Genomic DNA, 12,111 nt, shown 5'->3' on the forward strand with positions numbered 1-12,111 from the left:
CAAGTGTTTAAAGGACTATTTAAAAAAACAAAGTATATTTCCCTAAATCCCGAAAGAAAAACTGAATTAAGGTCTGATCAAAATGATAATAAGTCCAATAAGCCACATATTCCCGATGGATTGTGGGAAAAATGTGATAGCTGTAAGTCAATCATTTATGCTGAAGACCTAAAAAAGAATTATCATATATGTCATGAATGTGGCCATCACTTTAGGATTGGTGCCCAGGAGCGAATTAACCAAATAATTGATGAAGATACCTGGGTGGAGTTAGATCAAAATATCATCTCTGAAAATCCTTTAGAATTTGAAGGCTACAGTGAAAAAGTTGACAAGCTACAGAAAAAAACGGAATTGAAAGAAGCTATTCTAACCGGCTTAGGAAAAATTAATGGTCAGCAAGCAGTGATCGGTGCTATGGATAGTAGGTTTTTAATGGGGAGTATGGGCTCTGTTGTCGGTGAAAAAGTTACTAGGGCTATAGAGACTGGAATTGACGAAAACTTACCTGTTATTATGTTTACAGCATCAGGTGGGGCAAGAATGCAGGAAGGTATCTATTCATTGATGCAAATGGCAAAAACCAGTGCAGCAATTTCTAAACTTAAAGACAAGGGACTACCGTACATAGTAGTCCTTACGGACCCCACTACTGGTGGTGTTACTGCTAGTTTTGCTATGTTGGGTGATATAATTTTAGCAGAGCCCAATGCTTTAATAGGGTTTGCCGGCAAAAGAGTTATAGAGCAAACTATTAAGCAAAAGCTACCTAAAGAATTTCAGAGAGCTGAATTTTTGTTAAAACACGGATTTGTAGACAAAGTGATAAATCGTAAAGAGATGAGAAATAAACTTAGTCACATTTTAAAGTTACACAAGACTAAACAACCTTCTAGAATGTTAGATGGAAATGACTGTTCTTACTATTCCTCTAAAGATGCAAGTAAGAAGGCAAGTGCAAAAAGTGTAGAGGAAATAAGGCAACAAGGTAAAAAGTTAACACCCTATGATAAAGTTAAGTTGGTGAGAAGTAAAGAGAGGCCAACATCTTTAGACTATATAGATAATATATTTGAAGGCTTTATAGAATTTCACGGAGACAGATATTTCGCCGATGATACCAGTATAGTTGGAGGATTGGCCTTCTTAAATGGTTTACCAGTAACCGTTATAGGACAGCAAAAGGGAAGAGATTTACAAGAAAATATTTATAGGAATTTTGGCATGCCTAATCCTGAAGGTTATCGCAAGGCCGTAAGGCTTATGCAACAAGCTGAAAAGTTTAACAGACCGATTATAAATTTTGTAGATACTTCAGGTGCTGGATGTGGTAAAGGAGCAGAAGAAAGGGGACAAGGTGAAGCAATTGCACAAAACCTCTATACAATGTCTTCTTTAAAGGTTCCCATTATATCATTAGTCATCGGTGAAGGCGGTAGTGGAGGTGCTTTAGCTTTAACGGTAGCTGATGAAGTATGGATGTTAGAGAATTCGGTTTACTCCATAGTTTCCCCTGAAGGTTTTGCCAGCATATTATGGAAAGATTCTTCCAAGGCAAAAGAAGCAGCAGATGTAATGAAAATCACTGCTCAGGACTTGCAGGAATTACAAATAATAGATAAAATCCTTGAAGAACCTTACCAAGATGCCAGTAAAGACGGCCAAGCCATGTCTGAAATTATTAAAAATAACCTTTTGAAGACTCTTGATAACTTATCTAAAAAAGAAACAAATGACTTATTAACAAAAAGATATGAGAAGTTCAGAAGTATAGGTAGATTTATTGAGAAATCCAATTTAGATAGTAGTATTAATCAATAGTTAATGTTGTGAACAGCCATTATGATGACTAATACTAAAATTATAATTCCAATAAGATATCGCTTCATATTTACAAACACCCCTCTTAAAATTTCTAATCTTAGATATTCTAAACCATTTATTGCCATTTTGGCATGGATAACGGTAAATTTCAAGTTAGTTAAATTAAATTGCAATAACAAGCTCATTCGATATGTATGGTGTAGATTTAGATGAAAAAATAGCTTTTGTACCTTCAAAAATGGAGTGATAAGGTAGGCGATGAAGAAGCGAAGGCGAAAATACAGATAAGTTTGATAGATTATATTTAAAACTGAAATTCTTTTTGTATGAGTTTGATTGATTGTAAGCTAAGGCTTTTTTTGCCTTAGCTTTTATAATTTATAATAGAAAATTTTTCCTAAGTATTCTAAAAGAAGGATTATTCTTTGGTGACTAGAAATATAAATAGAGTAAAGTATTGCCAACCAGAAAGTATTGCCACTTGTTACTTAATCTACTGATTTTAATACTTTTTAATGGAAGGGGAGATGCATTATGTCCAATGATAAAGACAGGAAAGAAAACGAATATGAAGAACATGTCGCAAAGGAATCAGAGACTACTGAAAAAAAGGGACAGGATTTAGAAGGCCAACAAGATGTTGAAAATCAACAGGATGCAAGTGAAAAAAGAAGTGAAGAAACAGATAAAAAAACCATTGAAACAACAAGTCAAGAGGCAAGTGATAACCTGGGTAGTGGTAGTTATGATGGAGATTACAGGGGTCAAGAGGATTCCCAACCCAGAGAAAAAGAAAGAATAATAGAACGAGTAGTAGAGAAGGAAAAACAGGATAATACACTCGGAACCATATCCTTAGTAACTGGAATAATTGGTATTGTATTTTTCTTCTGTTGTTTTGGAGTCGACATAGCCTTAGGTGTAGTGGCGCTGGTAACAGGTATTTTAGGTTATAATAAAGGACAGGATTACTCTTTGGCCGGAATTATTATGGGAGCAATTATAGTAGGTCTTAACTTACTTGGAATAATTGGTATATTTTCATTAAATCTACTTGATAGTGTTTTATGATTTGATCTAAGGCATTGTTACGGAGTGATGATAGTGCAACCCAACAATCTTCAAAGAAAATTGGAAAGGAAATTGGAATTATTTCTGGTGTTATTTTTTGTACTGATAATAGTTGCTGTCTTGATCTATGTACAATATCCTTATACAGTAAGTCAGTTGACCGGATATACTGGTTGCTCCGTGTACGAAACTTTTGATATTAAATGTCCTACTTGTAGGGGTACCAGGGCTGTTTCAGCTCTGATGGATGGAAGACTCTTTGATGCTTTACAGTACAATGCTTTAGTTATAGTTACCATTCCTATTGTGTTGTATTACGGTATTAGAACTTCTGTATTTATATTGAAAGGGAATTCAATGGAAGAATTAAGAATTAATACCAAATTTATCTGGTTTTGGCTGGTAGTGATTATTTTGTTTACAGTAATAAGAAATTTAGTGTGAGATTAGCAGATTAGATCTCTTGGTTCTGATATATTACGATAATTACTCCACTAATATTCGACTAATTGATTTAGGAGGGGATATAGAAATGGAAGGTCTGTGTTCCTTAATTTTTTTGGGATTTATTGGATTTGTAATTTATAACTTTTTTATGAATATCAAGGGTTATTTTGCCATCAAGAAAACTAATAAAATTATGGGGAAAGCAGGAGACTTAGTAACAGATGAAGATGTAGATCAAATTATTAAAACATTGAAAGGCAATATTCCAAACCATCCTAAATACTGGAATAATTTAAAATCCCATTTTTCTATGGTAAACAATTCAGAGCATGTATCATACTCCAAAAAAGAGCGATTGAAAAATCTACTTATTAAAAAAGGGGTACATGTTGGGGGAATAAAACTTAAGAAAAATAGGAAAGAAATAAAAGAAGAGAACTTTGAAATCGGGAACAAAGGGGAAGAAGAAGTCAAACATAATCTTAACTTTATGAAAGTTAACGGATATCATATATTGAATAATGTAAAATTAAGTAGTCCTGCTGGGCGCCAGGAGATAGATCATATAATTATTGGTGAAACGGGTATTTTCCACGTTGAGACAAAGGCTTTTAAAGGCCAAGGTAAGATAGTTATAGATGAAGATGGTAACTGGTTTAAAGAAATGGGTAACAAAACTAGTGTGATTAAAAATCCCATTGCTCAAGTTGACCGCCATGATAGTGTAATTAAAAACTTATTGAAAAATCAACTTCCTGGTACTGAAAAGTTTGTTACTCCTGTAATAGTGATTGCCACAGAATCCTTTATAATCAAAGGGCGAAAAAATTGTCCTGTAACTGTACTTAAAGCAGAAGAATTATCCCAGTTTGTGAAAAATTATGATAGAAACGAACAGCTAGATGAAGAGACAGTGAAAAAAGTCTATCAAAAATTAAATAAATAAATTTCTAAGTACAGAGTAAAATGTAACAACGACTACTGCTAACATTAATTTAGCGGGACGGATGTCCAGCTCTAGAATTGACTTTCCTTTAATGAATAACCAACTTCCTTTGACACCAAAATAAAGCAACAAAGGCCCTCCGGGGAGTAATAGCGCATTGTACTGTACTGAAGAAATTATATCTAATTGAAGTAGAGCTTGAGCAGCTCTTGTACCGCCACATGTAGGACCCTTTAATCCGGTATTAAGATAAAACCAACATCCTTTATAACCTATAGCTTGGGTAAAGCTATCACTTAATATGTGAAGTCCAGATAAAACCATGGCAGTCCAAAATATAATGAGTAATAATAATTCAAATAATCTTGATAGCTTATTTTCAGTCATTACAATACATCCTTTCAAAACTGTTAGAATATATTACTATGGATACATAACTATAGTCATATAAATTCTAGGCTATTGAGTTTTATCCTGCATATGTTATGAGCACTTTAAATTATTTAAGTGGAGTAATTTTTGTATCCTTTATCCTGTTTTGTATATCCATACCCAACATGGAAACATTAATAAAAGAGAAAAATACTTTGTTAATCAGGAGGTATGGGTATATGTCAGATATCAAATGTCAGGTAGAAGAATGTTATTATAATGAAAACTATATGTGTGGAGCTTCTTCCATTAAAGTTAGGTCAAGTGTGACTAATAATGTTGTCAATAATACAGATGATACCGCATGTGAAACCTTTGTTCCCAAAGAAGAATATCGATAAGATATAAGATTAGTTGAATAAGTACGAAAAACGTAATTTTACAAGATCTTTTATATTGTCAATGATCTTTAAGGAGGAAAGCTGAGGGTGATAGATATGGCCCTCAGCTTTTTATTTTTTAGGTTCTTTTATGTGTAGTTGTTGATACTGTAAAATTTTCAATTGAACTGATACTGCAAGTTTCGACAGTACATCTTAACGAGTGAACAGGAGAATTAGAGCCAAATAACAGGATAATATTTTCTGATCCATTCATGGTTGAATCTCAACAAGTTTTCAAGGGATATAAAAATGGATGTAGAATAGGATATAAAAGAGGGTTGTGTAGTTGAGAGGTGATTGTATGGCTGATAAGAAAACTTTGATTACACTTGTAATAATTTCTACTGCATATATAGCAGGTGTTGCAAATATTCAGGGCTTTTTAGCATTGCTACCCATGGTTCAAGAAGAATTTCTATTGAGCAAAACACAGGTGGGTTTGTACTCTAGCTTTCACTTTTTGAGTGCTATAATGTTGGCTGTATTTAGTGGTAAGATTGTAGACCGGCTGGGAACTAAGAGGGGACTGTTTTTGGGAGTCTTCATAGCCGGTATTTTAATGATTTTACATTCATTCTCACCTTATTTTGGAATTATTCTTTGTTTAGCTTTTTTTACGGGATTAGCCTTTAGTATAGTCACCCCTTCTGCTAATAAAGCCGTACTGGAGTTGGCAGAACCTACTCAAAGAAGTTTTTTCATGGGAATTGTTCACAGTGGCAGTGGTGTTGGTGGTATTATTGGAGCCACTCTGCTTCCTATTTTAGGTGGTATAATGGGATGGAGGCCGCCGCTAGTAATTTCTGGTTCGTTCGCTGTATTAGTTGCTATTTTAATTTTACTTTGTTATAAATCCCCGAATACAACATCTCAGACTAATAACCAAGTTCAAGGCAGTCAAACTAACAATCAAAGTAACAGTCTGGATAACAATCTAGATAACAATCAAAATAAGAATCAAAATGAAAACCAAGGGGGAGCAGGCTCTTTAAAAGATAATTTGGTATTTTTCATACAAAATCGTTATTTAGTACTCATTTGTATAATGGGTTTTGCTTTTGGTGTTAGTGCTTCCACAGCTATAGGACATTATACTGTTTATCTAACAGGGGATTTGGGCTTTGGCTCTACTTTGGCGGGTGTTTGTTTAGGCCTGGTACATGCTGGCGGGATCCTAGGCCAGCCGACCTGGGGACTGGTCAATGAAAAAGTATTTTCTGGCAATAGAAGGAAAGGGTTAATACTACACGGAATATTAATAACAGTCCTGTTTATTTTATACGGTTTGGTAGTCAGTCCTTTACAACCAAATCCGGTACTGGTTATGTTGTTATCCTTTATTCTTGGGTATAATACCATCGGTGTAATTGCTGTATATTTCACAACAATTGGTGAACTAGCGCCCAAGGAAAGTGTCGGTGTAATCACTGGAATAGCTTTAATCTTCCCCAGAACCGGTATGATCTTTGGTCCTCCGGTATTTGGCTATTTTGCTGATATCACTGCGAGTTATGCTTATAGTTGGTTAGTAATTGGATCTTTGATTTTTATTATCACAGCAGGTTTTTGGTATTTTAGTAGGAAAACAGAATTACCTGTTACTATTTTGAGTGACTAACTTGAAGGAGGTCAAAAATATGAAACAAATTTATGAGGGAAAGACCAAGAAAGTATTTTTGAATGAGAAAGGTAATTTAGTTCTTTACTTTAAAGATGAGGTAACTGGTACCGGAGAAGATATCGATCCAGGTGGAAATGAAGTGGTGGGTGAAATACCAGAGAAAGGATTATCCTCACTGGCAGTAACAAAATATTTTTTTGATATGCTAAAAGAAAAGGGAATTCCAACTCATTTTATCGATGCTTCACCGGAAGAAGGTTATATGGAAGTACAACAATGTGAAGCTTTAGGCCTGGAAGTTATCTGTCGGGTTAAGGCATATGGTAGTTTCCTGCGACGTTATCCTGAGTTTACTCAAAATAAGGAATTGGAACATCTGAACTATTTGGTTGAAGTCACAGTTAAAGATGATGAGAGGGGTGATCCTTTAATCAATGATGAAGCTTTGATTAAACTAGGGATTTTGAACAATGAAGAGTTAGACTCTATGAAGGAAATTACTAAATCTGTTGCCAAAATCATTGAAACTGAGTTAAATGATAAAGGTTTAGATTTAATTGACTTTAAACTGGAATTTGGTAGGGTTAAAGATGGCAAGATTATCATCATTGACGAAATCTCCGGTGATTCTATGAGGGTCTTCAAAGATGACAAAACTGTTACACAAAAAGAACTTGTTGAATATTTGCTGAAATAGAAGATAATTCATTTCCATTATCTTAAATAAATGCATCCTTTCTGTCTTGTCCTTCTCGGTCAGAAAGGATGCATTTATCTAGTCTAACTGAGGTTATCGACGTTGTTTTCTGTAAGTATTGATTGACAAGATAATAGTAAGAGCTGCGGCTATTAAAATTGCTATTAAAATTGTCTCAATTCCGTGCTGGAGTGCAGAGTTATAGTTTTGTTCTAGTAAGGATAACATAGTATAATATAGACCGAAACCGGGTACCAGGGGGACGATTCCGGGAATGATATATAATGTAGCAGGTTGTTTATCAATTACTGCGAAAATTTCTCCTAATAAGGCAATCACTAAAGATGCAACAAAAGTAGAAATCACGACAGACTGAAAATTATGATTGATGATAAAGTGAGTCGCCCAACCTATCCCCCCACCTAAACCGGCTTTAACTAAAGAGGATTTTCTACTGTTAAAAATCACGGCAAAGCCCACTGTACACATAAAGCCATAGATGAAGTTAGCGATATATATCATATTAAATTCCCCTCCATGATTAACGACCAAACTGTCAATATTGAACCAACACCAAAGGCAATACTAATAGCTATGATAAAGGCTTCTCCAGCTCTAGCTAATCCGGCCAGTAGGTCACCAATTATGGAATCTCTAACGGCATTAGTTATAGCTACTCCAGGGACCATTACCATGATAGCGCCAATTATTATATTGTCTATATCAATTGAATAACTAAACGTAGAAAGCACAATTGCTATCAAGGCTAAAGTAGCCCCACCGACAATATTGGCCAGGAAAAAGGGCATTTTTCTATCTTTTAGATAAATTAGTGTTCCCGTGACTATAATTCCAGTGATAAAGGCGCTTAACGCCTCGGGAAGGTTTGATTGAAACAATAGTGAAAAGAAGCCGCTGGCTATACCGCCAAAAATTATTTTAGTGAATCTGGAGTAACTGGGTGTAGCATCAATTTCTTTTAACAGTTTCATACCTTCCTTTGCATCCATATCACTATTTACAAAGGTGCGAGAAAAGTCATTCACTTCCGCTACTTTACTTAAATTTATATTTCTGGACCGAATTCTTTTCATGTGGGAAGTCATTGCATCATAAGTGTTCTTTTTATCAATAGATACAAAAATACCGGTAGGGGTAACAAAGGTTTCTACATATGAATAACCTCTAGATTTACATAAGCGGATAATTGTATCTTCAACTCTATAGGTTTCAGCACCATTTTCGAGCATGATTTCCCCTGCGTAAACGGCTAAAACTAGTATTTCTTTTTTGTTAAGCACTTTTCTTCACCTCACTACCTATACCCGTCATGAACACAATTTTAGCTATCTAGCTTATTATAACAATTGTTTTTTGAGGTGTATATAGAAATTTGGGTTCACATGAATCCAAAAATTTGGTATATAAAATAGGGAGATGTTCTAACAGAAAACAGATCAAAGATATTAAAGGAGGGAATCGTTATGGCTACTCAAGAGTTTCAAGCAGAAACGAAAAGGCTTTTAGACATTGTGATTAACTCGATTTATTCTAATAAGGAAATCTTTCTACGAGAATTGATTTCCAATGCAAGTGATGCCATTGATAAATTATATTACAAATCCCTAACTGATAATTCCTTGGATTTTAATAAAGATGATTACTATATTAAAATCACTGTGGACAAGGAAAACAGACAGCTCAAAATTTCAGATACGGGGATTGGCATGACAAGGCAAGAATTAGAGGATAATATAGGGGTTATTGCTAGAAGTGGATCTCTCGATTTTAAAAAGGCTAATGAACAAGAGATTAAGGATGGACATGACATAATAGGCCAATTTGGCGTGGGCTTTTACTCTGCATTTATGGTGGCAGAAGAAGTTACCATTATCAGTAAAGCTTATGGCAGTGATCACGCCTATAAATGGGAGTCAGAGGGGATTGAAGGATATAGTGTTAGCCCTACTGAAAAAGAATCTGTAGGTACAGATGTGATTCTCAAGATTAAAGAAAATACTGATGATGAAGATTACGATCAGTATCTAGATGAACATAGATTGAAATCAATTGTTAAGAAATACTCTGATTTTATCAGATATCCAATTAAAATGGATTTGACCAAGTCTAAACCCAAAGATGACAATGAAGAGGAATACGAAGAATATATTGAAGAAGAAACAGTAAATACCATGGTTCCCATTTGGGAAAGAAACAAAAATGAATTAACGGATGAGGATTACAAGAACTTTTATCGAGAAAGACATTACGGCTTTGATGAACCTATTACTCATATACACATCAATGCAGAAGGTACTATTAGTTTCAAAGCGGTATTATTTATTCCTGAAAGACCACCCTTTAATTTTTACACTAAAGAATTTGAAAAAGGTTTGGAATTGTACTCAAACGGAGTACTTATTATGAATAAATGTCCAGATCTGTTACCTGATTACTTTAGTTTCGTCAGGGGTGTAGTTGATTCCGAAGATCTATCACTGAATATTTCCAGGGAAATGTTACAGCAGGACAAACAGCTTAAATTGATTGCCAAAAATATTAAGAACAAAGTTAAAAAAGAACTTAAAAATGTTATGGAAAATGATAGGGAAAAATACGAGGAATTCTTTGAGTCTTTCGGTACACTACTGAAATACGGAATTTACAGTGAATTTGGGCAGAACAAAGAAACCCTACAGGATTTGTTGTTGTTTTATTCTTCCAAGGAAAACAAAATGGTATCTCTGGATGAGTACATTTCTAGAATGGGAGAAGATCAAAAGTATATTTACTACGCTACTGGTGAATCAGTAGAGCGGATTGATAAGTTGCCTCAGACCGAATTTGTCAAGGACAAAGGTTATGAGGTGCTATACTTAACAGAAGATGTGGATGAGTTCGCTATTAAGATGATGGGCTCTTATCAGGATGTAGAATTCAAGTCGGTTTCCAGTAAAGATTTAGGTCTTGATTCCGAAGACGAAGAAACTTCCGATGAAAAAGAGAAGGAATACAAGGGAATGTTTGATAAAATGGCTGAGATTTTGTCTGATAAAGTGAATACAGTAAGAGCTTCCGAGCGGCTAAAGGATCATCCAGTATGCCTTGCAAATGAGGGTGAAATTTCAATAGAGATGGAAAAAGTATTGCAAAGCATGCCAAATAATCAAAACGTCCAGGCAGAAAAGGCCTTGGAAATCAATGTAAATCATGATGTTTTTGACAAGTTAACAGAGGCCTATGAACAAGATGAGGATAAATTTAAACTTTATACAGACTTGTTGTACAATCAGGCCTGTTTAATCGAAGGACTGCCAATTGAGGACCCAGTGAAATACACAAACAATGTCTGTAAGATCATGAGTTAGCGAAGCAATAACTAAGCTAATTATAGGAACTGTAGGTTCGGGATTAGTCCCGAACCTATAATTTTTCATTATTTTATAAATGTTATAGAGTAGATATTATAGCAGTTACATTTACATTTTCATTTTTACAATTATTTACTGCATTGGATGACAAAAACTCCTAACAAAGGAGGGGTTAAGGTGTTTGACTTTAGCCTTTTACAGGTTTTATTGATTATATTTGCAACTATAGCTATAGTAACGCATTTTATTTATGATAAAAAATCATGGGTTGAATTTCACTCCGGAACGCAAAGTAATTCGGAACAAATTTATCAAATATATTCCTTTCTAAAAAAGAACGGTGTAAAATGTAGAGTCAAAGATAAGAATCAACCCTTTAGTCGTATGCAAAATTCTCAATCTGTGATTGTAACTATTGAAATAAAGAAAGGGGAAGAGGATAAAGCAAATAGATTATTGAGCGATTTTAATAGTTAGGGAGGAAGAGATATTGGATGGAGGTTTTTATGTCTACTATATTATTCCGGCATTTGGATTAATATCATTGATAATAACAATTACAATAAGAGGGGTTAAAAAAGCCTTTCGGGAATACGATATATTAGTTAAATCTCGTTTAAATTTCGAATTATACTTGTGTTTGTTAATTTTTGTGCTAGTACCTATACTGTTACCTTTGTTTATGTCTTTTTATTCTTCTTTTACAGATATTTATCCCTTGTTAGTCCCCCAATATTTCAATCATTGGTACGAGCTATTGTGGCTGGATAACATTTATGAAATACGAGATTATTTTATGGAGCAAGAAATGTTTGATAAAGAATGGTTAGTTGGAAATTATGCTGTTAAGCTTAGAAATCTCTTGACTGGGCTTAATATTTTGACTCCTTTATTAAGTGAATTTTATAGAGGATTACAACGAGTAGAAATTGGTGAAAATGCAATTTATTGCGGACAGAGAACTATCTATTGGAATAATGTGATTGATTACGATTTGCGGGAGCCTATCATCTTTAATAAAAATCACTATAAAATCAAATTGGAATATGAACCGACATCAAAAATAAATCATTTTTTGAATATAGCAAGTAATCATATTAAATTTTCTTTAGCTAAAAAAGATTATTATAAATTTGATGAGTTAATTAGTAGAAAAACTGAGTAGTAAATGTAAATTAGCGGCTGAAGCTCGAATTTTAACGGGCTGGGGCCGCTTTATTTTTATTTGTCTTTTTATTGAAAATTATATTCATTAAGACTGTCAAAGAATTACTGCATATAGTAATTATATGTAATTCTCCTAAATCTATGGTCAAAAT

The 12,111-nt window shown here is 34.1% G+C and carries 14 protein-coding genes; 10 read left to right on the forward strand and 4 right to left on the reverse strand.

Features of this window, described 5'->3' with window-relative positions:
• The first annotated feature begins 3 nt into the window (after positions 1-3).
• Positions 4-1,821 carry an acetyl-CoA carboxylase carboxyltransferase subunit alpha gene (locus tag NTHER_RS04350; protein WP_012447309.1) on the forward strand — a complete coding sequence of 606 codons (1,818 nt, stop codon included), beginning with the start codon at positions 4-6 and terminating at the stop codon, positions 1,819-1,821.
• Here NTHER_RS04350 and NTHER_RS15875 read toward each other — a convergent pair.
• The gene (locus NTHER_RS15875; RefSeq protein ID WP_158438219.1) at positions 1,815-2,009 is read right to left on the reverse strand and encodes a hypothetical protein; all 195 of its coding nucleotides are present in this window, start codon (positions 2,007-2,009) and stop codon (positions 1,815-1,817) included. The genes NTHER_RS04350 and NTHER_RS15875 overlap by 7 nt on opposite strands.
• Before the next feature lie 349 nt (positions 2,010-2,358).
• Here NTHER_RS15875 and NTHER_RS15100 point away from each other — a divergent pair, with 349 nt between their 5' ends.
• From NTHER_RS15100 to NTHER_RS04370, 3 genes are all read left to right on the forward strand, one after another.
• A complete protein-coding gene (locus tag NTHER_RS15100) occupies positions 2,359-2,895 on the forward strand; it encodes a DUF4190 domain-containing protein (RefSeq protein ID WP_012447310.1) in 537 nt (178 codons plus the stop codon).
• A 33-nt stretch (positions 2,896-2,928) separates the two neighbouring features.
• Complete coding sequence (locus NTHER_RS04365) at positions 2,929-3,339, forward strand: DUF2752 domain-containing protein (protein ID WP_012447311.1); 411 nt, start codon at positions 2,929-2,931, stop codon at positions 3,337-3,339.
• Between the two features lie 88 nt (positions 3,340-3,427).
• On the forward strand, positions 3,428-4,288 hold the full coding sequence (locus NTHER_RS04370; RefSeq protein WP_012447312.1) for a nuclease-related domain-containing protein: 861 nt from the start codon (positions 3,428-3,430) through the stop codon (positions 4,286-4,288).
• Here the strand turns inward: NTHER_RS04370 and NTHER_RS04375 are convergent.
• Entirely contained in the window at positions 4,277-4,675 is a 399-nt protein-coding gene (locus NTHER_RS04375; RefSeq protein WP_012447313.1) for a DUF2752 domain-containing protein, read from the reverse strand. The genes NTHER_RS04370 and NTHER_RS04375 overlap by 12 nt on opposite strands.
• A gap of 224 nt (positions 4,676-4,899) precedes the next feature.
• On the opposite strand from NTHER_RS04375, the gene NTHER_RS15565 reads away from it, so the two are divergent.
• From NTHER_RS15565 to NTHER_RS04385, 3 genes are all read left to right on the forward strand, one after another.
• Positions 4,900-5,061 (forward strand): DUF1540 domain-containing protein, encoded by a 162-nt coding sequence (locus NTHER_RS15565; protein WP_012447314.1) that lies wholly within the window; start codon positions 4,900-4,902, stop codon positions 5,059-5,061.
• A 343-nt stretch (positions 5,062-5,404) separates the two neighbouring features.
• Entirely contained in the window at positions 5,405-6,721 is a 1,317-nt protein-coding gene (locus tag NTHER_RS04380; RefSeq protein WP_012447315.1) for an MFS transporter, read from the forward strand.
• Positions 6,722-6,740: 19 nt separating this feature from the next.
• On the forward strand, positions 6,741-7,421 hold the full coding sequence (locus tag NTHER_RS04385; protein WP_012447316.1) for a phosphoribosylaminoimidazolesuccinocarboxamide synthase: 681 nt from the start codon (positions 6,741-6,743) through the stop codon (positions 7,419-7,421).
• A 93-nt stretch (positions 7,422-7,514) separates the two neighbouring features.
• On the opposite strand, the gene NTHER_RS04390 is transcribed toward NTHER_RS04385, so the two are convergent.
• Positions 7,515-7,943 carry a threonine/serine exporter family protein gene (locus NTHER_RS04390; protein ID WP_012447317.1) on the reverse strand — a complete coding sequence of 143 codons (429 nt, stop codon included), beginning with the start codon at positions 7,941-7,943 and terminating at the stop codon, positions 7,515-7,517.
• A complete protein-coding gene (locus tag NTHER_RS04395; protein WP_012447318.1) occupies positions 7,940-8,722 on the reverse strand; it encodes a threonine/serine exporter family protein in 783 nt (260 codons plus the stop codon). The genes NTHER_RS04390 and NTHER_RS04395 overlap by 4 nt, the downstream gene beginning before the upstream one ends.
• Positions 8,723-8,905: 183 nt before the next feature.
• Here NTHER_RS04395 and htpG point away from each other — a divergent pair, with 183 nt between their 5' ends.
• The 3 genes from htpG to NTHER_RS04410 all read left to right on the forward strand — a co-directional run bounded on the left by htpG (position 8,906) and on the right by NTHER_RS04410 (position 11,957).
• Positions 8,906-10,789: a molecular chaperone HtpG gene (htpG, locus tag NTHER_RS04400; protein ID WP_012447319.1), complete on the forward strand. Its 1,884-nt coding sequence runs from the start codon at positions 8,906-8,908 to the stop codon at positions 10,787-10,789.
• Positions 10,790-10,969: 180 nt separating this feature from the next.
• Positions 10,970-11,269 carry a hypothetical protein gene (locus NTHER_RS04405; RefSeq protein ID WP_012447320.1) on the forward strand — a complete coding sequence of 100 codons (300 nt, stop codon included), beginning with the start codon at positions 10,970-10,972 and terminating at the stop codon, positions 11,267-11,269.
• A gap of 13 nt (positions 11,270-11,282) precedes the next feature.
• Positions 11,283-11,957, forward strand: coding sequence for a hypothetical protein (locus NTHER_RS04410; protein ID WP_012447321.1), 675 nt, complete (start codon positions 11,283-11,285; stop codon positions 11,955-11,957).
• Positions 11,958-12,111: the final 154 nt, after the last annotated feature.

Origin of the sequence: Natranaerobius thermophilus JW/NM-WN-LF, assembly GCF_000020005.1 — a bacterium.
In the GTDB taxonomy this organism is placed as follows: Bacteria; Bacillota; Natranaerobiia; order Natranaerobiales; family Natranaerobiaceae; genus Natranaerobius; species Natranaerobius thermophilus.